Below are 23,148 nucleotides of genomic sequence, written 5' to 3'. Positions count from 1 at the left end.
ACACCAAGCAGAGGCGGCGTAGGGTTTGAGCATGCGACGCGGAATGTGGGCCGCCCTCACGGGTATCGTCGCTGCGGCGAGCGTTCTCGCCTCAGCCGAGCTGGTCGCGCTGTTCGTCGGTGCCGAGTCCAGCCCGCTCTTCGCCGTGGGCTCCCTGGTCATCGACCTGGCACCGCCGGGCGTGAAAGAGCTGACGATCTCGCTCTTCGGCACGGGCGACAAAGCCGCGCTGCTCACCATCCTCGCCGTCGTCGTGGCAGTGGGCGCCGCCCTCGCGGGCTGGCTGGAGTACCGCCGCCGCCCCATCGGCACCGTGATCCTCGTGGTCTTCTCCGCGATCGCGGTCTTCGCCGTGACCACCCGCGAGGGCGCTTCCGGTATCTCCGCAGTGCCCACGGTGGTCGGGATGCTCGTGGGAGTCGTGATCCTGAACGCCCTCCAGACGCGCCTCCGCCGCTGGGCCGTGCGCGCCGACTCGGCCGCGAACCGCCCGGCAGCTCGCGCGGGCGGCGCCTCCGTCATCCGCACCGACCCTGCGGCCCTCGAACGACGTCAGTTCCTGACGTGGGTGATCGTCGCGGCGGCCGCCTCGGCCATCGTCGGCGCTGGTGCCCGCGTGATGAACGCCGGCGCTGCTGTCGTCACGGCCGCTCGGAACGCCCTCGTTCTGCCCGCGGCATCCACTCCCGTAGCAGCTCTGCCCGCCGGAACCGAACTCGGCATCACGAACCTCAGCCCCGTCGTCACGCCGGCAGCCGACTTCTACCGCATCGACACGGCGCTGCAGGTACCGCAACTGAACCCCGACACCTGGAGCCTCAAGATCGTCGGCATGGTCGAGAACGAGGTGGAGATCTCGTTCGCCGACCTCCTCGCCCTGCCGCTGGTCGAGAACTACACGACGCTCACCTGTGTCTCGAACGAGGTCGGCGGTGACCTCATCGGCAACGCCCTCTGGCTGGGCTACCCGATCCGCGACCTCCTCGCCCGCGCCAAGCCCACGGCCGGCGCCGACATGGTGCTCTCCCGTAGTTCCGACGGTTTCACGGCCGGCACGCCGCTCGAGGTGTTGCAGGACACGCAGCGCGACTCCCTGCTGGCGGTCGGGATGAACGGATCGCCGCTGCCCGTGGAGCACGGTTTCCCCGTGCGCATGGTGGTCCCCGGGCTCTACGGCTACGTCTCTGCCACGAAATGGGTGGTCGAGATGAAAGTCACCACCTTCGCCGCCGACATGGGCTACTGGACTCCGCGCGGCTGGACCGCTCTCGGCCCGATCAAGACCTCCTCGCGCATCGACACTCCCCGGCAGGGCAGCAGCCTCAGCGCGGGAACGATCCCGATCGCCGGCGTCGCGTGGGCCCAGCACACCGGCGTGCAGGGCGTCGAGGTGCAGGTCGACGGCGGCGACTGGCAGCAGGCCACGCTTGCCGACGCCATCTCCGCAGACACCTGGCGGCAGTGGGTGCTGCAGTGGGATGCGCCCTCCGGCGACCACACCATCTCCGTGCGCGCAACGGACGACGGCGGCTACACGCAGACCTCCGACCAGGCGCCCCCCGCGCCCGACGGCTCCACGGGCTGGCACACCATCAAGGTGCACGTGAACTGACGCGGCGCCCGCCGACCGCCCGGCCGGCCGCTCCCTCCCCGCCCGCCCGTAATTCAGGAGATGGGCGCCGTCGCGGATGTCTCGTGCTCGGCCGTGCTCTCCTCCTGAATACGTGCCCGCCGGCAGAGCGCCCGGCGGCGGCGGGTTCAGCCGATCAGCGACGGACGGAGGTCGCGGAGCGTGCGCGCCGCGGTCTTCTTACGCGCCAGGAACATTGAGAATGCCAGCGCCCCGAGCAACCAGATGGCAAGCACTCCCACGTCGTTCAGCGCGAGCGAGAGGTCACCGCCGTACATCAGCTGCCGGATGCCGTCCACCGCGTAGCTCATCGGCAGCGCGTGGTGAAGCGCCGCCAACGGCCCGGGCAGCGTCTGCCAGGGGAAGGTCCCGCCCGCTGTCACCAGTTGCAGCACCATGAGCACCAGCCCGAGGAACTGCCCGACACTGCCCAGCCAGATGTTGAGAGCCCCGATGATCGCCACGAACGTGATCGACGTGAACACCATGAACAGCAGCATGAGAGCGGGGTTCGCCACGGTGAAACCGAGCGGCACGGTCACCACGAAGTACACCGCAGCCATCTGCAACGCACCGAGGAGCGCAGGGGCGAGCCAGCCCGCCGCCGTCACTCTCAGCGGTGCCTTGATGGCGGTCAGCGCGCGCCGTGACAGAGGCTTGATGATGAGGAACAGCGCGTAGATCCCGATCCACGCCGCCAGGCTGATGAAGAACGGAGCCATTCCGGCGCCGTACGTCGTCACTTTGGTGACTGTGTCGGTGTCGACGACGGCCGGGGTGGCGATGGTCGCCGCCGCCGTCTGCCGCTGGTCGGGCGTGTAGTACGGAATCTGGTCGACCCCGGAGACGAGCCCGTCCCGCAGCTGCACCGCCCCGGTGTTGAGCTGTGCGGTGCCCGACGCGAGAGCCGCGGAACCGTCGGCGAGCTGCTGGGTTCCGCCGGCAAGGGTGGATGCCCCGTCTGCCAGTTGCGCATTCCCCGACGCCAGCGTGGCCGCCCCGTCGGCGACCTGCGCGGTACCGGAGGCCAGCGTGGAGGCCCCGGCCGAGAGCTGTGAGGCCGACGAGGAGAGCGTCGAAGCGCCGTCGGCGACCTTCTGCGTTCCGTCAGCGAGGGCCGACGCTCCCGACTCGACCTGGGCCGTGCCCCCCGCCAGCGTTGCGGCGCCGGCCGCGGCGCTCGCAGCTCCGTCGGCGAGACCGGGTGCCGCGCCGGCGAGCGTCTTCGTTCCGGCCGCGACCTGGGCCGCGCTGTCCGAGAGCTTCGAGACCTGGGCGTCGAGTTGCTGCGCCTGCTTGCTGCCGTTCGTGATCGCCGTGCCGACCGTGTCGAGCGGGGCGATCGCCTCCTCGATCTGCGCGTCGGTCAGCCTCGCGGTCTTCAGCCCCGCAACGATCTCGCTCCGCACGACGGGTAGCTGGTCTGCAGCATCCTGTGTCGCGGCTGTCACCGAGTCAGCCGCCGAGGCGAGGGCCGCATTCCCGTCGGCGACCTGCTGCGCCCCGGTACTCAAGCGGGCGGTGTCAGCCGGCAGGCCCGCGACGCCGTTGCTGAGGGCCGACAGCCCGGAGCTGAGGCTCTGGGCGCCGGCGTTCGTCTGTGCTGCCCCCGACGCCAGGGTCGACGCGCCGTCGGCGCTCGCTGCGGCACCGCTCGAGAGTGTGGATGCTCCCGCAGCCAGTCGGGAGGCACCATCGGCCAGCGTGGCCGAGCCGGTCGCGGCCGTCGCCGCACCTGAGGCGAGCGTCGACGCTCCGGTCGCAGCCGTCGCCGCACCAGAGGCGAGCGATTGCGCTCCCGTGTTCGCCGTGGCGGAGCCGTCGGCGAGGGTCGCCGATCCCGACACGGCCCGCCCCGTGCCGTCGACGAGCTGGTTCGCGCCGTCCACCGCGGTCGACAGGTTGTCGTGGATGGTTGCGAACCCGTTCAGGAACTGCAGGGCGGCAGCCTCACCGACCTGCTCGCTGATGCTCAGCCGCACCTTCTCGGCCACCGTGGCGGCGATGGAGGAGGCGAGGAAGCTGTTCGTGTCGTTCGTCGTGAGCTGCACGACGGCCTGCTGCGGCGTGGCGGTTCCGGCCGAGGTGAGCAGTTTCGAGAAGTCGGGCCCGAGGGTCAGAACGAAGTCGTACTGACCGTTCTTGACTCCGGATGCCGCCTGTTCGGCGGTCGCCTCCTCCCATTTGACGCTGTTGTCGGCGATCAGCTGGTCGTGCACCTGCGTGCCGTAGTTCACGGCGGTGTCGTCGAGAGTGGATCCGGTGTCTTCGACGACCAGGGCCACCGGGATGTTCTTGATGTTCCCGTACGGGTCGCTGTTCGCCCAGAGGTAGAGGCCCGCGTACAACACCGGCACGAGCATCAGGGCGACGAGCGCCAGTCGCGCCAGCCCGGTCGCCGTGAGCCGGCGGAACTCGGTGGTGACAAGCGTGACGATCTTCATGAGGGGTCCGTGTCTTCCGTGGTGTCAGCGGGGGTGGGGGGTTCCAGGAGGTCGGCCAGGCGGGCGGCCTCTTCGGCGCGGGCCGCGGCCGCGCGGCGCTCCAGCTCGGCCAGGCGCTCGGCTTCGAACCGGGCGGCGACCTCTGCGAGCAGGTCGGCCGAGGCGGGGCTTGCGATGACGAGCACCGCGAACCCACGGAGCGCGAAGTCGGCGGCGACCGCCCACCAGTCGTACGGATCGCTGCCGCGCCGGTCCGGTGCGGCGAGCACGAGGGCTTCGATGCCGGGGCGCACCGAGGCCAGCTCGGTGAGGATCCGCAGCCGCACCGCCGTGGGGATGTTCTGGATCTCCCAGCCCGCGAACTCCGTGGCGTCGAGTTCAGCGAGCGCCTGCGCGGTCGCAGCACGGCTCGACGGTCGCCCGGCGAACATCAGTTCCTCCTGCACGACCGCCTTCAGCTTCAGATCGCCCACGGGTTCGCTCACGTCCGGTGCGTCGACGATCGCCGTCACCGAACGCACTCGCGGCGCATCATCCGCGTCGTCGATCGTCACCGTGCCGTGGTCGGGAGCCATCCGCCCGGAGGCGAGGAGCGCGAGCACGGTCGGGCGCTGCGCCGTCTCGACGGCGACCACGGTGACGCCGCCCGACTGGTACTCGAGGCTGGTCGGGGGCAGGTTCTCGCCCTGGTCGCCCTTGGCGACGTCGTTCAGTGTGATCCTCACGCTGTCTTCCCTTCGGGGTCGGTCGTGTGTGGCTGTGGTTGTGGTTGTGGCTGTGCCGTTGTCGGCGGCTGCTCGTCGATGGCCGCCGACGGATGTTCGGCGAACTGCAGTTCGGCGTGCCGGTCGATGACCTCCGCGGCCTCGCGCCAGGAGAGCCCGGCGACGGCGAGTGCCGCCACCATCACCAGCCGGTGTCCGTCGCGGTTCGACAGGTTCGACCGGATCGCCTCGTCGAGCACGGAGAGCGCCGAACCCTCGATGAGGGCGGCCAGCGTGCGGGGTGCCATGTCCTGGCGGAGCTCGTGCGCGTCGATCCCTGACGTGACGATGCTGAGGAGCCGATGCCGAACGGGGGACAGGGTGCGGGCGACGGCGTGCCGTTGAGGCCCACGGATGGCGAGCTGCGCCATGACGCGCACATTCTCGACCTCCGACCAGAGCCGGGCACCGATCCGTGCGATGGCCACGCGGGAGTCCGGATGATCGACATGACTCAGTGCGGCGATGACCCGTTCGCTCCCCGACGAGAGGAGTTCGGTGACGAGGTCGTCGCGGGTGGCGAAGTGGCCGTAGAGGGCCCGGCGGGACAGCCCGGCGCCCGTCGCGATCGCGTCGAGCGACGCCTCAGGATCGCGGTTCAGCAGCACCCGGGCGGAGTCGAGGATCGCCAGGCGGTTCTCTGTCGCATCCCGGCGCGGAACCCGGCTGCCGGGTGTCGTTCGGAGAGGTGTGGTCACTCCCCCTATCCTAATAACTTGCACATTGGTGTGCAAGTTATCGCCGAGGTTCTGCGACGGCTCCTCCGCCCGTCAGAGAGTGCCCCGCTGAATTCGAACGAGAGCGGTCAACAGCGCGGTCGGTGCGAGCCCGAGGGCGTCATCCAGCAGGAGGGCGTACCGGTCGTAGACGCGGAACGCCTCGGACTGGTTGCCAAGTACCCCTCAACGGATGCATCCTGCCCCACGGCCCGTGACCTCGCCGTGATTCCTGCGTGACCTCCGCGTGACCTCTGCGTGACTCAGCTGTGACCCCTGCCAGGGGGCCGGGGGAGGGTCTGCGATAGGATCGAGTGTGACCGGTGAAAATCTCTTGGGAGTGCCCCCGACCCTGCTGAACCCCGATGGCGTGGTGGAGGCTCTCGCCGCTTCCGCGAACCCCGATGTTTCGCCGGGGGGCTCCGAACTCGAGGCGCTCGCACGCCGGTTCCCCACGTCGTCGCTCGCCTGGGCGTTGCTCTCTGACCAAGCCTTCGAGGCCGGCGAGATCCTTCCGTCGTACGCCTACGCCCGGGTCGGCTACCACCGCGGCCTCGACGCGCTCCGCAAGGGCGGCTGGCGCGGGCAGGGCCCGGTGCCGTGGTCGCACGAACCGAACCGCGGGGTTCTCCGCTCGCTCTACGCCCTCCGCCGGGGCGCCGAGGCGATCGGTGAGGCCGACGAGGTCGTGCGGCTCGCCGAGTTCCTGAACGGTGCCGACCCGACGGCCGCCGCGGCGATCGAAAACCCCTCTTCCGCAGCATCCGAAAGGCTCTAAGACGTGCCCGCAATCGTTCTGATCGGCGCCCAGTGGGGCGACGAAGGCAAAGGTAAGGCCACCGACCTCCTCGGCACCCGTGTCGACTACGTCGTCAAGTTCAACGGCGGCAACAACGCCGGCCACACCGTCGTCGTCGGCAACCAGAAGTACGCCCTGCACCTGCTCCCGTCGGGCATCCTGACCCCCAACGTCACGCCGGTCATCACGAACGGCGTCGTCGTCGACATCGAGGTGCTGTTCCACGAGCTCGAGGCCCTCAGCTCCCGCGGAGTGGATGTCTCCCGCCTGCTGATCAGCGCCAACGCCCACGTCATCACCGCCTACCACCGCACGCTCGACAAGGTCACGGAGCGTTTCCTCGGCAAACGCCAGATCGGCACCACCGGTCGCGGTATCGGCCCGGCCTACGCCGACAAGATCAACCGCCTCGGCATCCGCATGCAGGACATCTTCGACGAGAACATCCTGCGCCAGAAGGTCGAGGGCGCGCTCGATCAGAAGAACCACCTGCTCGTGAAGGTCTACAACCGCCGCGCCATCGAGGTGAACGACATCGTCGAGAACCTCCTCTCCTACGCCGACCGCCTCCGCCCGATGGTCGTCGACACGTCGCTCGTGCTGAACCAGGCCCTCGACGCCGGCAAGACCGTGCTCTTCGAGGGCGGCCAGGCCACCATGCTCGACGTCGACCACGGCACCTACCCGTTCGTCACCTCGTCGAACGCGACATCCGGTGGCGCCTCGACCGGATCGGGTGTCGCCCCCAACCGCATCGAACGCGTGATCGGCATCGTCAAGGCGTACACGACCCGCGTCGGCGCCGGCCCCTTCCCGACGGAGCTCTTCGACGAGTCGGGCGAGTTCCTCCGCGCGAACGGCTTCGAGTTCGGCACCACCACCGGTCGCCCGCGTCGCTGCGGCTGGTACGACGCGCCCATCGCCCGGTACTCGGCGCGCATCAACGGTGTCACCGACTTCGTGCTCACGAAACTGGATGTGCTGACCGGCCTCAAGACCATCCCGGTCTGCGTCGCATACGACGTCGACGGCGTACGTGTCGACGAGGTTCCGGTGTCGCAGAGCGACTTCCACCACGCGGTGCCGATCTACGAGGAGTTCGAGGGCTGGGACGAGGACATCACCGGCGCCCGCACCTTCGACGACCTGCCGCCCGCCGCCCAGCGCTATGTGCTGGCGATCGAGGCGATGAGCGGCTCGCGCATCTCGGCGATCGGCGTGGGCCCCGGCCGCGAGGAGATCGTCGTGCGGCACGACCTGCTCGGGCTCTGACGGCGCCAGCGTACGGCTCGTGGGGCGCCGAGACAACCCCGCGAGCATCCGGAGCCCGGAGCGTAGCGTCGAAGCATGAGCGAACTGAAAAAGGGTGACGAGGTCACCTGGCAGTCCCACGGGTCGACAGCCGAGGGGAAGGTCGAGAAGAAGATCACGTCCGACACACACGCGGCCAAGCGTGACGTGAAAGCCTCGAAGGACGACCCCCAGTACCTCGTCAAGAGTGACAAGTCGGGCGGCGAGGCCGTGCACAAGCCTGACGCGCTGAAGAAGAAGTAACGCCCGGCGCCGGCGCGGGCATCCGGAGCCCGTGGCGCGCTACTCTGGCCACATGTGCACCCGGATCCTCTGGAACGACAACCCCATCGCCACGACCGTCGCGCGCTGTATGGACTGGGAGGTCAGCGACGAACCCGACCTCTGGTTCGTGCCGCGCGGCCTCACCCGGGGTGGGCAGGGCTCAGGCGCCCTCAGCTGGACGTCGAGCTACTCGAGCGTGGTGCTCAGCATGTGGCGGCTCGGAACGTCCGACGGGCTGAACGAGCAGGGTCTTGCGGCCCATGGCCTCTACCTCGATCCTGTCGACGTCGGGGAGTGGCCGGTCGACGGGCGGCCGGCCGTGCCGAACTCGCTCTGGGTGCAGTACGTGCTCGACACCTTCGCGACCGTTGCCGAAGCGGTAGCGGCGGTGGGCGACATCCGTATCACCGCACCCGAACTCCGAGGCCAACGGCTCGGCGTGCACCTCGCCATCGAAGACGCCTCGGGTGACTCCGCGATCTTCGAGCCGCAGGGGGACCGGATCGTCGTGCACCACGGCCGCGAATTCAGTGTGATGGCGAACTCGCCGGTGATGGATGCCCAGCTCGCGAACCTCGCCCGCTACGCCCCGTTCGGCGGCACTCTCACGCCGCCCGGGGACATCACGTCGCTCGACCGGTTCGTGCGGGCCAGCTACTTCCGCCACTACCTGCCCGAGCCCGAGAACCTGCAGCAGGCCGTCGCGGGCGTATCCCAGCTGATCCAGAACGTGGCCGTGCCGTACGGTGCGCCCTACCAGGACGGGGGCGTCTACCCGACCTGGTGGGAGGCCGGAGCGGACCTCACGAACGGCACCTACTACTTCGTTTCGACACGGAGCCCCAGCATGTTCTGGGTGAGCCTGGCCGACCTCGCCGACGGCACGGAGGTGCTGCGGCTCGACCCGCGCGACGAGACGCTCGTCGGGGCATCCGAGGCGCGGTTCGAGCCGGCGGCGCTGGTCTACTGACGCTGGCGTTGGCGCCACGGCGCCGGCCCACTGTCGCTGGCGCGCCACGGCCGGCCTGCCGCCGCTGGCGCGCCCCGGCGCCGACCTACGGCTTCAGCACCACCTTGATGCAGCCGTCCTCCTTGTTCTTGAACAGCTCGTACATCTCGGGTGCCTTCTCGAGCGGCACCGCATGCGTCGTGAGGTCTTCGGTGCCGAGCGGGTCGGCGAGATCCTCGACGAGGGGCATCAGCTCGTCGCGCCAGTTCTGCACGTTGCACTGGCCCATGCGGAGCGTCATGCCCTTGTCGAACATGTCTTTCAGCGGCATCGGGTCGGCAACCCCGGCGTAGACGCCGCTGAGTGAGACGGTTCCGCCGCGGCGGACGGCGTCGAGCGCGAGGTGGAGTGCCGCGAGGCGGTCGACTCCTGCCGTCGTCATGACCTTCTTCGCGATCGCATCCGGCAGCAGTCCCGCAGCCTTCTGAGCGAACTCGGCGCCGGGGTTGCCGTGCGCCTCCATGCCGACCGCGTCGACGATCGAGTCGGGCCCGCGACCGTCTGTGAGGTCGCGCAGGTGGTCGAGCGCATCATCCGTGAGGTCGAGCGTCTCGACGCCGTGACGTTCGGCCATCGCCCGGCGCTCGGGCACGGGATCGATCGCGAGCACCCGGTAGCCGAAGTGCCGGCCGATGCGGCTCGCGAACTGGCCGACAGGACCGAGACCCAGCACCCCCAGCGTGCCGCCGTCGGGAACGTTCGCGTACTTCACGCCCTGCCAGGCGGTCGGCAGGATGTCGCTGAGGAACAGGTAGCGCTCGTCGGGCAGGTCGCTGCCGACCTTGGTCGCGTTGAAGTCGGCCAGCTGAACGCGAAGGTACTCGGCCTGCCCCCCGGGCACGTCGCCGTACAACTCGGTGTAGCCGTAGAGCGAGGCGCCGCTGCCCGACTGCCGGTTCTGAGTCGTCTCGCACTGGCTGGTCAGGCCCCGGGTGCACATGAAGCAGTGCCCGCAGGCGATCACGAACGGGATGACCACCCGGTCGCCCACGGCGAGCTTCGTGACGGCGCTGCCGACCTCGACCACCACGCCCATCGGTTCGTGGCCGAGGATGTCGCCCTTATGGATGAACGCCCCCATCACGTCGTACAGGTGCAGGTCGGAGCCGCAGATGGCGGTGGAGGTGATCTTGACGATCACATCGGTCGGCTGTGCGATCGTGGGATCGGGAACCGTCTCGACGGTGACGTTGTGGGTGCCTTGGAAGGTGAGTGCTCTCATGGTTCCGGTCTACGCGCCGGGCGGGCATCCGCACAGGGGTTGACGGCTCCGGATGCCTGCACCCGCGTCTACAGCTCCTTCGACATCTGGATCGCCGTCACCCGGTACTCGAGCGACCGGTAGAGGTTCTGCGCGCGAGCGTTGTCGCCGAACACGTTCAGCCCGATCGTCGTGGCGCCGTTGTCTCGTGCGACCACTTCGGCGAGCGACATCGCCGCGCGGCCGTAGCCGTGCCCGCGCGAGACCTCGTCGATGTCGATGCTGTACACCCACCATTCGGCGGGACGGCTCTCGTCGAGCGGCCCGATCCAGAGCGTGCCGACAGGCACTCCCTCGGCCAGCACCTCGAGCAGGCGGTGCGTGGGCAGCGGCCGGCCGTCGGGAAAGTTCGTCTCGTTCGACTCTACGGACTTTCGTGCGGCAACATCCGGGGCATCGCCGTTGGCGCGCCGTTCGGCCTCGTAGAGCGCGCTCTCGGCGGCGAGCCACCCGTCGAATTGGGAGTCGGGAAGCGGGCGCACGGTCACAGTCATGCCCTCACGCTACCCAATCGGGCCCGCCCCGCCCTCTCCTCGCCCCGGCCCTGCCCCCTCCCGGCCCGCGGGTGTCGGCGCCCGTTTGGCGCGTCGGCGCTAGTTCGAATGGGCGCCGTTGCTCCGAACTGGCGCGGATGCTCGTCGGCGAGCGGTCAGACGACGGTGAAACCGCTCGGGAGGGGCTGGCGGCCGGTGAGGGCGAGCAGGATGTCCTCGCCCTGGCCCGCCCGGGCTCCGATGCGCGCGGCGAGGGAGGTGGCATCCGTCACGCAGCCGACAGGCTGCCCGTGAGGCTGGCCGATGGCGCGGCCGATGTCCATCGAGTGCACCACGAGCTCGAAGCTCCGCGTGCGGAGGTACTGGGTGAGCGCGATGCCGTGGCCGCCCACGGAGACGACCCGGCCCGAGGGGGCAGCGTCGATCGCTGCGCTTGCCCTCGCCAGGGCGTCCCGGATCTGCTGCACCGGATGCTCGCCCAGCCAGCGCCCGGCCTCGACGCCGCGCGCGGCCACGGACTCGGCATCGGAGAAGTCGCGGTAGATGAGCGCGTAGTAGTCCTCAGCAGTGGGCAACCCGATCCGTTCGGCATCATCGTGGCCGAGATAGGTCTCAACCGTGAGGATCGCCCGGGTGGTGTGACCCGCCAGCGAGCGCACCGACCATTCGCCGAGGCCCGGCAGATCCCACTGGTCGTCGGTGATCCGGCCGACCAGCGCGACAAAGGCGTCTGCCGCCTGGTGGAAGTTGGCTACGTTGCCCATGGCACCATCGTGGCACAACGCGCGGCCTGCTCCCGCAAATCTGTGATGGACTGGAGGCATGGAAGCTCTCTACACAGCAATTGCCCACGCGTCCGGTGGTGGCCGCGACGGTCACGTCCGAAGCGAAGACGACCGACTCGATCTCGACACGCGTCCGCCGAAGGAGATGGGCGGCACGGGCGAGGGAACAAACCCCGAGCAGCTCTTCGCGGCCGGATACTCGGCGTGCTTCCTGAGCGCGCTGCACGTGGTCGGCAAGAACCTCGGCGTAGACACGAAGGGCGCGGAGGTCTCGGCGAGCGTCAGTATCGGCAGCAACGGCGAGGGCGGCTTCGGTCTGGCCGTCGAACTCGACGTGTACATCCCTGCCGCCTCGGCAGCCGAGGCGCAGCAGGCGGCGGATGCTGCTCACACCGTCTGCCCGTACTCCAACGCGACGCGGGGCAATGTCGAGGTCACGATCGCCGTCGTGAGCTGACACTCGGCCTCTCCTCGGTCTCTTCTCGGTTTCTCGTCCGCCGCGTTTCGGCACCTTCTCGCCAACAGGCGCGTCTTTCGTGCCGATTCTCCACAGGTTCCGGATGCCCGGGGATGCCGTCGCCGGTTGGCGATAGTGTCTCCGGGTGACCGAAAAGACCCCACCTGCGACATCCACCGACTTTCGCACCGGCAACAGCCGTGTGCTGCTGCAGTTCCTCGCGATGGGGCTCGTCTGGGGCGCCAGCTTCCTCTTCATGAAGGTGGCGCTGATGGGGGTGTCGTTCGGGCAGGTCGTCTGGGCCCGTCTCGTGCTCGGGACACTGGCTCTCGGGCTGATCATGCTCATCGGGCGGTACCGGTTGCCGCGGGAGCCCGTTGTCTACCTGCACTTCCTCGTCATTGGGGTGGTGGGGGGCGTGCTGCCCTACCTGTGCTTCGCCTGGGCTGAGCAGTACGTCTCCTCGAGTCTCGCGAGCATCTACAACGCCACCACGCCCATCATGACGGCGCTGATGGCGACGCTGGCATTCCGGGTGGAGCGGCTCGACCGCAACCAGGTGCTCGGCGTGGGTCTCGGCATCCTCGGCACCGTGGTCATCATCGGGCCGTGGGCGTACGCAGCGCTCACCGGCGATCTGCTCGGCCAGTTCGCCTGTCTGCTGGCCGCGCTCTGCTACGGATTCACGTTCGGCTACACGAGACGGTTCCTGAGTTCGCGGTCGATCCAGGGGGTTCCGTTTGCCTTCCTCCAGATCGGGATGGGGGCGGTGGTGATCCTGCTGCTGAGCCCCGTGGTCGCGTTCTCACCGCTCGCCCTGACGCTGCCCATCGTGCTGAGCCTCGTCGCGCTCGGCGCTCTCGGAACCGGTCTCGTCTACGTCTGGAGCATCAACGTGCTGCGTTCGTGGGGCCCGACGGCTGCATCGACGGTCACCTACATCACGCCGGTCGTCGGCGTGCTGCTCGGCGTGCTTGTGCTGGGAGACCGCTTCGAATGGAACGCTCCGGTCGGCGCCGCGGTGGTTCTGCTGGGCATCCTGCTCACGCAGAAACGCATCCGGCTGCTCGTCTCCGGTCGGGCGGGCCTCGGGCAGCCGGGCCTCGGGCAGGCGGTGAGCCCCGATCCGGCTCCGAAGAAATAGAGTTCAGGTATGGACGTGAAAGAACCCGCCGCCGACACCCCGAACTCCGAAGAGACGGCGTGGGCGCTGAGGCAGCTCGAGAGCATCCGGGAGAGCATCGACAATGTCGATGCGGCGCTGATCCACCTGCTTGCCGAGCGGTTCAAGTTCACCCAGCAGGTCGGCCGGCTCAAAGCTCGGCACGGGCTGCCGGCCGCCGACCTCGATCGTGAGGCGCGGCAGATCAGACGCCTGCGCGGCCTCGCCTCGGAGTCGCACCTCGACCCCGAGTTCGCCGAGAAGTTTCTCGGCTTCATCGTCGCCGAGGTCATCCACCACCACGAGAAGATCGCGGGCGCCGCCGCGGCCCCCGCCGCGCCTGACTCGCCCGCCGCCTGACCAGCCCGCCGGTTGTCCGACCGCCCCGTCGCGCCGCACGCCCTCGATTGACGGAGGGGAGCGCGGCGAGGGTCAGGCTGCCGTGGCGCCGAAGCGCGCAGGGAGGGTGCCGCGGTGCGTCGCGTGCAGCTCGTCGAGACCGATCGCGAACTGGCCCTGGACGTCGAGCGCCGCAGCGCCGTCCGAACCGCTGTCGGTCACGCCGATCCGCAGCACCGGGTAGTCGCGGCCCTCGCAGAGCCCCATGAACTTCACGTCGTCCTCGCGCGGAACCGACACGATCACGCGCCCGGTCGACTCGCTGAACAGGGCGGTCGTGAGGTCGATGCCATCCCGCAGCATCAGCTCGTCGATCCAGACCCGCGCACCCACACCGAATCGCAGAACCGCCTCGGCCAGCGCTTCTGCCAGCCCGCCATCCGAGAGGTCGTGTGCCGAGGCGAGCAGGCCCTGCATCGCCCCCGCGTGCAGCAGCCCGGCCAGCGCGGCCTCACGCGCAAGGTCGACCACCGGCGGCCGGCCGCCGAGGTGGTCGTGGATCGTGCCGGCCCAGGCCGACCCATCCAACTCCTCACGAGTGATGCCGAGCAGGTAGATGTTGTTGCCTTCGTCCTGCCAGCCGCTCGGCACCCGCCGCGCGACGTCGTCGATCACGCCGAGCACGCCGACGACCGGCGTCGGGTGGATCGGCGCCCCGCCCGTCTGGTTGTAGAACGACACGTTGCCGCCGGTCACCGGGATCTCGAGCTCGAGACATCCATCGCTGAGCCCAGCGACGGCCTGCGAGAACTGCCACATGACCTCGGGGTTCTCCGGGCTGCCGAAGTTCAGGCAGTCGGTGACCGCGACAGGCACGGCGCCCGTTACGGCGACGTTGCGGTACGCCTCGGCCAGCGCGAGCTGCGCGCCGAAGTACGGGTCGAGCTGGCAGTAGCGGCCGTTCGCGTCGGTCGCGATGGCGAAGCCCAGCCCGGACTCCTCATCGACGCGGATCATACCCCCGTCATCCGGGAACGACAGTGCGGTGTTGCCCATGACGTAGCGGTCGTATTGGTCGGTGATCCAGCTCTTGGATGCCAGGTTCGCGCTGCCGAGAAGGGTGAGCACCTGCTCCTTCAGCTCGCCGGCGTCGGATGCCCTGGGCAGCGACAGCGCGTTGTCGGCCTGCAGCTTGTCGATCCAGGTGGGGTACTCGACCGGGCGGTCGTAGACCGGCCCGTCGACTGCGACGGTGCGCGGCTCGACGTTCACGATCTGCTCTCCGCGCCAGTCGATGATGAGGCGCCCGGTGTCGGTGACCTCGCCCAGAACGCTGGTCTCGACATCCCATTTCGCCACGACGGCGAGGAATGCGTCGAGCTTCGACGGCTGAACGACAGCCATCATGCGCTCCTGGCTCTCACTCATCAGGATCTCTTCGGCGTTCAGCGACGGATCGCGCAGCAGCACCCTGTCGAGTTCGATGTACATGCCGCCGTCGCCGTTGCTGGCCAGCTCGCTGGTCGCACACGAGATGCCGGCGGCGCCCAGGTCCTGGATGCCCTCCACCAGCTTCTCGCGGAACAGCTCGAGGCAGCACTCGATGAGCACCTTCTCGGCGAACGGGTCGCCGACCTGCACGGCCGGGCGTTTGGTCGGACCCTTGGCGTCGAACGTATCACTCGCCAGAATGGATGCCCCGCCGATCCCGTCCCCGCCGGTGCGAGCCCCGAACAGAACCACCTTGTTGCCCGCGCCCGACGCGTTGGCCAGATGGATGTCTTCGTGGCGGAGCACGCCCACCGCCAGGGCGTTCACGAGCGGGTTGCCCTGGTACACGGAGTCGAAGTAGGTCTCGCCGCCGATGTTCGGCAGGCCCAGGCAGTTCGCGTAGAAGCTGATGCCGCCGACCACACCGTGCACGACGCGTGCGGTGTCGGGGTTGTCGATGTCGCCGAAGCGCAGCTGGTCCATGACTGCGACGGGGCGTGCGCCCATCGAGATGATGTCACGCACGATGCCGCCGACGCCCGTGGCTGCGCCCTGGAACGGCTCGATGTAGCTCGGGTGGTTGTGTGACTCGACCTTGAACGTGACGGCCCAGCCCTCGCCGACATCCACGACGCCCGCGTTCTCGCCGATGCCCACCATGAGGTTCTTGCGCATCTTCTCGGTTGTCTTCGACCCGAACTGGCGCAGGTAGATCTTGCTCGACTTGTAGGAGCAGTGCTCGCTCCACATCACCGAGTACATGGCGAGTTCGCCGCTCGTCGGCCGGCGCCCGAGGATCTCGCGGATGCGCGCGTACTCGTCGGGCTTCAGGCCGAGAGCCGCGTAGGGCTGCACCTTGTCGGGTGTCGCCGTGGCGACCTCGACGCTGTCGACAACGGGGCGGGCAGCGGTTTCGGCGGCAGTTTCGGCGGTGTCAGACACGCGGAGGGGCTCCTTCGGGGGGCGTGGGGCAGGCCCAGCAATTCTATCGGTGCGGCGCGGGCCCGGGGCGGGCGCGGTGCAGTCCGCTGCTCGCGGGGCGTTCCCGCTGCTCGCGGTGCTGTCCTGCTGCTTCGGACCGGCGGTACGTCGCCCGCCCCGGGACGCGTCCCGGGCGCTCTGCGGTGGTACCGTAGCGGCGTGGGCGACGACCAGGCTCTTCCGGCAGCAGGTTCGGATCCCCTCGCGCACGCGCCGGAACCTCCCGCCACGCCCTCGCCCTCCCGCCGCGCGGCGCTGCCGTTCCAGCAGCTGGGGGTCATCGTCGTCGGCATGAGCGTCGCCGTCTGGTGGCCCGCGTTCACGCTCGGAGCGTGGGGGGAGATCTTCTTCGACACCCTGCTCTCCGTCTGGGCTGCAGCCTCGGCGGGTTTCATGCTGGCGATGCTCGTTCCCGCCGCGCGCCAGCGCCTCGGCTGGACCTCGCTCACACTTCTCCTGCCCAGCCTCTGGTTGGTGCTCTCGCTCGCGGTGCCGAACGAGTCCGAAGACCTCGAGGTCGCGATTGTCGCCGTGGTCGGGGTGCTCGTGGTGCTGCTCGGGGTTCCGTTCATGGTGTGGGCCCTTGCACGCCTCGCCTGGCCGGAGATCAGCGAGACGGTTCCGCTCAGGGGCAAGCTGCTCGTGCTGGCGACCGTCGCTGTCGTCGCGATCGCCTCGTTCTCGCTCGGTGCGAACGAATCCCGATTCCTGACCTGCGAGGACTTCACCATCAGCGGCAACTCCGAGCCCCCCGGCTGCGTGCACGAGTCCCCCTGATCCGCCCGCCCCCGGCGTTCCCGCTCGCGTACCGGTCCCCCTGCCCGCCCACCCGGCCAATCGAAGGGGCAGTCCGGGCCCTCAACTGCAGAATCAGGGGCCCGAACTGCCCCATCGATCGAGGCGGGCCGCTCAGGATTGCCAGCCGGCCGCGATCAGGGCGTCACGGATCTCCGTCACCGTACGATGCCGGCCGGCGCGGGTCAGCCCCGCCTTGCGCACGGTGACCACGGTGAAGCCGGCCGCGCGCAGATCAGCCGCGCGCTGTTGGTCCCGTTCGTACAGCTCGGAATCCTCACGATGCTGCTGCCCGTCGTATTCGATGATCACCTTCCACGTGAGATTGATGAGATCGACGCGAGGTACAAACGCCGACCGGGTGCCGTAAATGAGAACGTTGATGGCTGGTTCGGGCAGCCCGCTCCGGATGATCAGCAGGCGCAGCAGCGTCTCCTTGGGTGATTCGCACCCCAGCCGCACGAGCTCGAGCGCTGCCACGAGCTTCTGTTTCCCTGGCCCGCGGAATGCGCTCACGCGACTTCGCAGCTCATCCGGCAAGGCATATGGTCGGGGAGCCGGCGCGTGCGTGTCTGGGTAGACCGGCGCCAGCACAAGTGCATCACCGACCGCCACGAGGTCGTCGACGCTCAGGATGCTCGCCAGCTGCAGCCAGGTGCTCACGGCGTCGCTCGCCCTGGCTCGCCCGAGTCGCACCACCCGATGGGTCGGTGGGCTGAGCCGGTGCGAGGTCACCCCCGTCGCCCGCACCCGATTGACGCGGTTCGCCGTGGCGACGTGGATGGTGTCGCCCGCCGAGAACCTGCGCGGCAGGGGCAGTCGCCACAGGCGTGCGGCAGTGGTGTGGCTGAAGAATTGATCGGCTGCGAGTCGTGGCACGTAGGCAGCAGCCTGCTCCACCGCCGAGTCGATCTTCGCCGATCGCATTCGCACCCCGCGGTACGGCGCGGCCAGGTCGCCGCCGTCAAGCCGACGCTTTCCGACCCCGCTCGCTTTGGCGGCGCGCACCGAGAACGGTCGGAGGGCGAATACGGCGGGCAGCGGATGTGAACGTGGCATCCGGCAATGGTCGCAAATTCCGCCGAACTGCATCCCCAGTTATCCACAGGCCAAAAACCCCTCGATCGAGTGGGCAGTTCGGGCCCTCAGATTCGCTTTTCAGGGCCCGAACTGCCCACTCGATTGCGCGGGAGGAGAGGGGGAGACGAGGAGGAGGGGAGGAGGGGAGGAGGGGGGCGCGACCGGGGGTCAGGCGGGGAGGAGAGACACGAGGAGGGAGGCGAAGAGCGGGAGGCCGTCGGTGCCGGAGCGCATGGCGAGGGCGGTGTCGGGGCCGAAGCCGGGCTCGACGGCATGCTCGGGGTGCGGCATCAGGCCGACCACGTTGCCGCGGGCGTTCGTCACGCCCGCGATGTCATTCATCGATCCGTTCGGGTTCACGCCGAGATAACGGAACGCCACGAGGCCTTCGCCCTCCAGCCGTGCGATGGTCTCGGCCGAGGCGATGTAGCCGCCCTCACCGTTCTTCAGCGGAATGGTGATCTCGGGCGCCCCGGATGCAGCGGACGAGGCGAAATCGCCGGTTGCCGATGCCGTACCGGAGCGGCCAGCCCCGCCGGACCAGCCAGCCCCACCGCTCGCGCCAGCCCCACCGCTCGCGCTGTCGCCGGCCGCAGGCGCATACCCCGACGTCCACGCGGTCGACGTGTTCTCGACACGCAACCGCTGGTCACGGCAGATGAAGTTGCCGTGGTCGTTGCGGATCAGCCCGCCCGGCAGCAGGTGCGCCTCGGCGAGCATCTGGAATCCGTTGCAGATGCCGAGCACGGGCATCCCGGCCTCGGCGGCCGTCACGACCTCGGCCATGATGGGCGACAGGGACGCGATCGCGCCAGCCCGCAGGTAGTCGCCGTAGCTGAATCCGCCGGGCAGGATGATCGCGTCGACGCCCTCGAGGTCGTGCGTCCCGTGCCAGAGCGGCACCGCGATCGCTCCGACCATTCGCACCGCGCGGGCGGCATCACGGTCATCCAGCGAGCCGGGAAAGGTGACGATGCCGACGCGCGGGGCGCCCGAGGCACCGCCCATCAGGACAGCCCCTCGCGGATCTCGGCCTGCGCCTCAGGCGTCGACGCCTCATCGAACGACGTGTCGGTCGTGACGTTGCCCGACGCGAAGTCGGCCGCCGCATCGAGCCCGAACCCGTCGGCGCCGGCGAAGTGCACGCTGATCACGTCTTCGATCACGAGGTTGGCCAGCAGTTCATCCGCCAGCGCGGCGACTTCGGCGAGGATCGCGTCGTCGGCAGGGCCCGCGACCTCGATCTCGAAACGCTTGCCGACGCGCACGCCGGTGATCTGCGAACGACCCTGGCGGGACAGCGCGCCGGCGACGGCCTTGCCCTGCGGGTCGAGCAGCTCGGCTTTGGGCATGACCTCTACGACGATTGTGGGCACCAGGGACTCCTACGAACGGGGCGGGTGGATCGCTTTCATTCTACGCGGGCAGACGCCCGATCGTCCCGCGAGGGCGATGCCGGATGGATGCCCGCGTGCCCAGCCGCGATGCCGAGTGGATACCCGGGGCACCCAGCCGCGAACGATCCTCCTCAGCCGCCAGCCGATTCACAGGCGATATCTATTATGAATTACTCACAACAACTGCCAGACTGAATGACGTGACCCCCGAACCCGCTGACAGCATCCGCCGCTCCGGCCTGCGTGTCACGACCCAGCGCCTGGCCGTGCTGCAGGCCCTCGAAGAGATGCCGCACGCCGACACCGATGCCATCCATCGCCGCGTGCAGGTCAGCCAGCCCGACATCACCGTGCAGTCGGTCTACGTCGTGCTCGCCGCGCTCACGGAGGCCGGACTCATCCGCCGCATCGAGCCTGCCGGCTCGCCCGCGCTCTACGAGCGACGCATCGGCGACAACCACCACCATGCGATCTGCACCGGCTGTGGAGCCGTGCAGGACATCGACTGCGCCGTCGGCCAGACACCGTGCCTCGAGCCGTCCGACGCGGGCGGATTCGCGATCGCCACCGCCGAGGTCACCTACTGGGGCCTCTGCGCCGCGTGCCAGACCGCCGAGCGCCAGGCCGCCGACCGCCACCCCGCCAGGCACGAAACCGCCCACCTCCACCCCGCCATCCACCAGATCACCTTCTCCCCACGAAACTGAAGGAGCACACATGACCGACTACGTGACCACCACAGAATCCGGCGCACCCGTCGCGAGCGACGACCACTCGCAGAGCGTCGGCGCCGACGGCGTCATCCCCCTGCACGACCACTACCTCGTCGAGAAGCTCGCCCAGTTCAACCGCGAGAAGGTCCCCGAGCGCATCGTGCACGCGAAGGGCGGCGGAGCGTTCGGCACGCTCGAGATCACCGACGACGTGTCGGCCTACACCCGCGCCGCGCTCTTCCAGCCCGGCACCACCACCGAGGCGCTCGCCCGCTTCTCCACCGTCGCCGGCGAGCAGGGCAGCCCCGACACGTGGCGCGACCCCCGCGGCTTCGCGCTGAAGTTCTACACCACAGAGGGCAACTACGACCTCGTGGGCAACAACACCCCGGTGTTCTTCATCCGTGACGGCATCAAGTTCCCCGACTTCATCCACTCGCAGAAGCGCTTGCCGGGCAGCCATCTCCGCAACAACGACATGCAGTGGGACTTCTGGTCGCTGAGCCCCGAGAGCGCCCACCAGGTCACCTGGCTGATGGGCGACCGTGGGCTGCCGAAGTCCTGGCGCCACATGGACGGTTTCGGCTCGCACACCTACCAGTGGATCAACGCCGCGGGCGAGCGCTTCTGGGTGAAGTACCACTTCAAGACCGACCAGGGCATCGAGACCCTGAGCCAGGCCGACGCCAACCAGATCGCCGGCGAAGACGCGGACTTCCACATCCGCGACCTCGGTGAAGCGATCGACCGCGAGGAGTTCCCGAGCTGGACCCTCTCGGTGCAGATCATGCCCTACGCCGACGCTGCGACCTACCGTTTCAACCCGTTCGACCTCACCAAGGTGTGGCCGCACAGCGACTATCCGCTGCACCGCGTCGGGACCCTCACGCTGAACCGCAACCCGGAGAACTACTTCGCCGAGATCGAGCAGGCCACCTTCGCCCCCTCGAACTTCGTTCCCGGAATTGCGGCCAGCCCCGACAAGATGCTGCTCGCCCGTATCTTCAGCTACGCGGATGCCCACCGCTACCGTGTCGGAACGAACCACGCCCAGCTGCCGGTCAACAGCCCGCACGCGGCCCCGGTCAACTCGTACTCGAAGGACGGCGCGGCGCGCTACTCCTTCAATGCGCCGTCGACACCGGTCTATGCCCCGAACTCGGTGGGCGGCCCTGCTGCGTCTCCGGATGCCGCAGCCGACAGTGCCGGCTGGCAGAACGACGGCGAGCTGCAGCGCACCGCCGCGACGCTCCACGCGGAGGACGACGACTTCGGCCAGGCCGGAACCCTCGTGCGTGAGGTTCTCGACGACGCCGCGCGCGACCGTCTCGTGGACAACATCGCCGGCCACGTCGGGCAGGTCACGATCCCTGAGATCAAGGCCCGCGCCCTGCAGTACTGGCGAAACGTCGACCAGACGCTCGGCGATCGCGTCGAGGCTGCGCTGAACGAGGCTGCGGCCAGCGGCGGCATCGACCCCGATGTGGCTCCGCCGAACGCCGCGGGGATCAACCGCGAAGCCGAGGCGGATGTCGCGCTGAAGGTCTGACGCTCCGCCCCGCGAGGGGTAACGTCAGTCGTACGACGTGACGAAGGGGTCGGTGCCGAGAGGCGCCGGCCCCTTTGTTCTGCCCGGAACTCCCGGCCCCGGGCATCCAGACCCCGGAACACCCGGCCCCGGGCATCCAGACCCCGCGTGATCCACCCGAACGGAACCTGCCCGATGCCGAGCCTCCCCGCACACCGACGCTGGAGCGTGCAGCTCTTCGTGCTTGCGACCGTCGCAGCCGTCGCGGTCAGCGCCATCTACCTGCCGCAGTCGATGCTCACGAACATCGCGCGCGACCTCGGTGTGACGCCCGGCGTGGCGAGCTTCACCGCGACCGCGGTGCAGGTCGGTTACGCCGTCGGCATCTTCCTGCTGGTGCCGCTCAGCGACCGCATCCAGCCGCGCCGACAGATCACCGTCCAACTCGTGCTGCTCGCCGTCGCCCTCGTGGCGACCAGTGTGCTGCCCGACATCGCGGGCGTCATCATCGGGTTCTTCGTCGTGGGAGTCGTCGCGAACATTGCCCAGCTGACCATCCCGGCGGCCAACAGGCTGGCGCCCGCCGGGCGCTCGGGCGCGACGACGACAGCATTGGTCGGGGCCCTGTTGGTGGGCATCTTCGGCGGTCGCATCGTGGCGAGCCTGCTGGTGGATGCCCTCGGCTGGCGCCTGGTGACCGTGATCTTCGGCGGGCTGATGCTGCTCCTCATTCCGCTGCTGAGGCGCGCGCTCCGAACCGACGTCGAGCTGAGCGGCATCGGAACCTCCTATGGCGCACTGCTCGCCTCAACGCTGAGGCTGGTGAGCAAGAGCCCCCCGCTGGTCTACTCGGCGCTCACGAACTTCTTCTCCTTTGCCATGTTCAACTCGTTCTGGACGGTGATGGTGCTGCACCTGACCGGCCCGCTCTACGGGTGGACGGTCGCCCAGGCCGGCTTGTTCGGCCTGGTCGGGCTCGCGGCAGGGGCCGCCACCCCCTTCGCCGGACGGTTCGTCGACCGGTTCGGGGCCCTGAAGGTCGCGGGGGTGACGCTCGTCATCGCGCTGGTGGGCGTCATCACGGTCGTCGTCGACTCCAGCCAGGGCATCCTGTTCGGCTTCTCGATGTTCGTGCTGACCCTCGGCAACCAGGCCGCTCAGTCGGCGAACCAGAACCGGGCGCTGCAGTCGAACCCGCAGTCACCGGCGCAGGCGAACACGATGTTCATGGTGGCGGTCTTCCTGGGCGGGTCGCTGGGGGCGCTGCTCGGGCCGATCGCCTTCGGCCTCGGCGGGATGACGCTCGTCGCCGTCCAGGCGATCGTGCTGCTGGGGTTGGCGCTGGGTGTCTGGGCGCTCGCGGTGCGTGCACAGCGGGCCCGGGCATCCGGTCGTGCGATGCCCGACCCCGTCTGAGGCTCCTCCGCGTCTCTGCTCTGCTCTGAGCTGCGCTACTCGGCGAGCTTCGCCACGGCCTGCGCCCAGAGGAAGTAGGTGCTGGTGGCGCCCCATTTGTTCTGCCCCGACCCGGCCCCGGGCCGAGCCGGCCGGGTCCGCCCGGGTCGCTCGGGTGTTGCGACGACGCCCTGGTTTCGACGCTCCTAGGGCGTGTCTCCTAATTCCTTGACCCAGATCGTGATTGCTCTGAGCACGGCGCCTCCGCGGTAGGTGAGGGCGAGTTTGTCGTAGCGGGTGGCGAGGCCACGCCATTGTTTGAAGGTGTTGAAG

21 protein-coding genes and 3 pseudogenes are annotated in these 23,148 nt (G+C 69.1%); 12 read left to right on the top strand and 12 right to left on the bottom strand.

The window, feature by feature from the left end:
- The first annotated feature begins 31 nt into the window (after positions 1 to 31).
- Positions 32 to 1,612, top strand: a complete 1,581-nt coding sequence (locus B7R22_RS15965) for a molybdopterin-dependent oxidoreductase (RefSeq protein ID WP_116412691.1) — start codon at positions 32 to 34, stop codon at positions 1,610 to 1,612.
- Positions 1,613 to 1,758: 146 nt separating this feature from the next.
- Here B7R22_RS15965 and B7R22_RS15960 read toward each other — a convergent pair whose 3' ends face one another.
- The 4 genes and pseudogenes from B7R22_RS15960 to B7R22_RS20325 form a co-directional block, all read right to left on the bottom strand.
- A complete protein-coding gene (locus tag B7R22_RS15960; protein ID WP_116412690.1) occupies positions 1,759 to 4,074 on the bottom strand; it encodes a YhgE/Pip domain-containing protein in 2,316 nt (771 codons plus the stop codon).
- The gene (locus tag B7R22_RS15955) at positions 4,071 to 4,799 is read right to left on the bottom strand and encodes a hypothetical protein (protein ID WP_116412689.1); all 729 of its coding nucleotides are present in this window, start codon (positions 4,797 to 4,799) and stop codon (positions 4,071 to 4,073) included. Before B7R22_RS15955 ends, B7R22_RS15960 begins: the two co-directional genes overlap by 4 nt.
- Entirely contained in the window at positions 4,796 to 5,536 is a 741-nt protein-coding gene (locus B7R22_RS15950) for a TetR/AcrR family transcriptional regulator (RefSeq protein WP_116412688.1), read from the bottom strand. The genes B7R22_RS15955 and B7R22_RS15950 overlap by 4 nt, the downstream gene beginning before the upstream one ends.
- Positions 5,537 to 5,608: 72 nt before the next feature.
- Positions 5,609 to 5,722 (bottom strand): annotated as a pseudogene (locus tag B7R22_RS20325) (hypothetical protein); the annotation flags it as partial.
- 148 nt (positions 5,723 to 5,870) lie between these two features.
- Here B7R22_RS20325 and B7R22_RS15940 point away from each other — a divergent pair.
- The 4 genes from B7R22_RS15940 to B7R22_RS15925 all read left to right on the top strand — a co-directional run bounded on the left by B7R22_RS15940 (position 5,871) and on the right by B7R22_RS15925 (position 8,898).
- Positions 5,871 to 6,332, top strand: coding sequence for a DUF3151 domain-containing protein (locus B7R22_RS15940; RefSeq protein WP_116412687.1), 462 nt, complete (start codon positions 5,871 to 5,873; stop codon positions 6,330 to 6,332).
- A gap of 3 nt (positions 6,333 to 6,335) precedes the next feature.
- Positions 6,336 to 7,625: an adenylosuccinate synthase gene (locus B7R22_RS15935; protein ID WP_116412686.1), complete on the top strand. Its 1,290-nt coding sequence runs from the start codon at positions 6,336 to 6,338 to the stop codon at positions 7,623 to 7,625.
- A gap of 75 nt (positions 7,626 to 7,700) precedes the next feature.
- Positions 7,701 to 7,907: a DUF2945 domain-containing protein gene (locus tag B7R22_RS15930; protein WP_116281625.1), complete on the top strand. Its 207-nt coding sequence runs from the start codon at positions 7,701 to 7,703 to the stop codon at positions 7,905 to 7,907.
- A gap of 52 nt (positions 7,908 to 7,959) precedes the next feature.
- Positions 7,960 to 8,898 (top strand): linear amide C-N hydrolase, encoded by a 939-nt coding sequence (locus B7R22_RS15925; RefSeq protein ID WP_116412685.1) that lies wholly within the window; start codon positions 7,960 to 7,962, stop codon positions 8,896 to 8,898.
- An 85-nt stretch (positions 8,899 to 8,983) separates the two neighbouring features.
- Here B7R22_RS15925 and B7R22_RS15920 read toward each other — a convergent pair whose 3' ends face one another.
- The 3 genes from B7R22_RS15920 to B7R22_RS15910 form a co-directional block, all read right to left on the bottom strand.
- Complete coding sequence (locus B7R22_RS15920; RefSeq protein ID WP_116412684.1) at positions 8,984 to 10,159, bottom strand: alcohol dehydrogenase catalytic domain-containing protein; 1,176 nt, start codon at positions 10,157 to 10,159, stop codon at positions 8,984 to 8,986.
- Between the two features lie 68 nt (positions 10,160 to 10,227).
- A complete protein-coding gene (locus tag B7R22_RS15915; protein ID WP_116412683.1) occupies positions 10,228 to 10,692 on the bottom strand; it encodes a GNAT family N-acetyltransferase in 465 nt (154 codons plus the stop codon).
- Positions 10,693 to 10,847: 155 nt separating this feature from the next.
- Positions 10,848 to 11,456, bottom strand: coding sequence for a maleylpyruvate isomerase family mycothiol-dependent enzyme (locus B7R22_RS15910; RefSeq protein ID WP_172582477.1), 609 nt, complete (start codon positions 11,454 to 11,456; stop codon positions 10,848 to 10,850).
- 58 nt (positions 11,457 to 11,514) lie between these two features.
- Between B7R22_RS15910 and B7R22_RS15905 the strand changes: the two genes are divergently transcribed.
- From B7R22_RS15905 to B7R22_RS15895, 3 genes are all read left to right on the top strand, one after another.
- The gene (locus B7R22_RS15905; RefSeq protein ID WP_116412681.1) at positions 11,515 to 11,934 is read left to right on the top strand and encodes an organic hydroperoxide resistance protein; all 420 of its coding nucleotides are present in this window, start codon (positions 11,515 to 11,517) and stop codon (positions 11,932 to 11,934) included.
- Positions 11,935 to 12,079: 145 nt separating this feature from the next.
- The gene (locus B7R22_RS15900; RefSeq protein ID WP_367379204.1) at positions 12,080 to 13,078 is read left to right on the top strand and encodes a DMT family transporter; all 999 of its coding nucleotides are present in this window, start codon (positions 12,080 to 12,082) and stop codon (positions 13,076 to 13,078) included.
- 9 nt (positions 13,079 to 13,087) lie between these two features.
- Positions 13,088 to 13,456: a chorismate mutase gene (locus B7R22_RS15895; RefSeq protein WP_116412680.1), complete on the top strand. Its 369-nt coding sequence runs from the start codon at positions 13,088 to 13,090 to the stop codon at positions 13,454 to 13,456.
- Positions 13,457 to 13,528: 72 nt separating this feature from the next.
- Here the strand turns inward: B7R22_RS15895 and purL are convergent, their stop codons facing one another.
- The gene (gene purL / locus B7R22_RS15890; RefSeq protein ID WP_116412679.1) at positions 13,529 to 15,868 is read right to left on the bottom strand and encodes a phosphoribosylformylglycinamidine synthase subunit PurL; all 2,340 of its coding nucleotides are present in this window, start codon (positions 15,866 to 15,868) and stop codon (positions 13,529 to 13,531) included.
- Between the two features lie 198 nt (positions 15,869 to 16,066).
- Between purL and B7R22_RS15885 the strand changes: the two genes are divergently transcribed.
- Complete coding sequence (locus tag B7R22_RS15885; RefSeq protein ID WP_253259126.1) at positions 16,067 to 16,684, top strand: hypothetical protein; 618 nt, start codon at positions 16,067 to 16,069, stop codon at positions 16,682 to 16,684.
- 132 nt (positions 16,685 to 16,816) lie between these two features.
- On the opposite strand, the gene B7R22_RS15880 is transcribed toward B7R22_RS15885, so the two are convergent.
- The 3 genes and pseudogenes from B7R22_RS15880 to purS all read right to left on the bottom strand — a co-directional run.
- Positions 16,817 to 17,761 (bottom strand): DUF559 domain-containing protein, encoded by a 945-nt coding sequence (locus B7R22_RS15880; RefSeq protein ID WP_172582476.1) that lies wholly within the window; start codon positions 17,759 to 17,761, stop codon positions 16,817 to 16,819.
- A gap of 189 nt (positions 17,762 to 17,950) precedes the next feature.
- Positions 17,951 to 18,790: a phosphoribosylformylglycinamidine synthase subunit PurQ gene (locus tag B7R22_RS19920; RefSeq protein ID WP_253259125.1), complete on the bottom strand. Its 840-nt coding sequence runs from the start codon at positions 18,788 to 18,790 to the stop codon at positions 17,951 to 17,953.
- Positions 18,791 to 18,918: 128 nt separating this feature from the next.
- Positions 18,919 to 19,158: pseudogene (gene purS, locus B7R22_RS19915) on the bottom strand (phosphoribosylformylglycinamidine synthase subunit PurS); the annotation flags it as partial.
- Between the two features lie 221 nt (positions 19,159 to 19,379).
- Here purS and B7R22_RS15860 point away from each other — a divergent pair.
- From B7R22_RS15860 to B7R22_RS15850, 3 genes are all read left to right on the top strand, one after another.
- Positions 19,380 to 19,886: a Fur family transcriptional regulator gene (locus B7R22_RS15860; RefSeq protein ID WP_253259124.1), complete on the top strand. Its 507-nt coding sequence runs from the start codon at positions 19,380 to 19,382 to the stop codon at positions 19,884 to 19,886.
- 10 nt (positions 19,887 to 19,896) lie between these two features.
- A complete protein-coding gene (locus B7R22_RS15855) occupies positions 19,897 to 21,441 on the top strand; it encodes a catalase (RefSeq protein ID WP_116412675.1) in 1,545 nt (514 codons plus the stop codon).
- Positions 21,442 to 21,588: 147 nt separating this feature from the next.
- On the top strand, positions 21,589 to 22,836 hold the full coding sequence (locus B7R22_RS15850) for an MFS transporter (RefSeq protein ID WP_253259123.1): 1,248 nt from the start codon (positions 21,589 to 21,591) through the stop codon (positions 22,834 to 22,836).
- Between the two features lie 185 nt (positions 22,837 to 23,021).
- On the opposite strand, the pseudogene B7R22_RS15845 reads toward B7R22_RS15850, so the two are convergent.
- A pseudogene (locus tag B7R22_RS15845) lies at positions 23,022 to 23,148 on the bottom strand (IS5/IS1182 family transposase); the annotation flags it as partial.

This window comes from Subtercola boreus, assembly GCF_003399635.1.
GTDB lineage: Bacteria > Actinomycetota > Actinomycetes > Actinomycetales > Microbacteriaceae > Subtercola > Subtercola boreus_B.
This window is presented reverse-complemented; position numbering and strand designations above follow the sequence as displayed.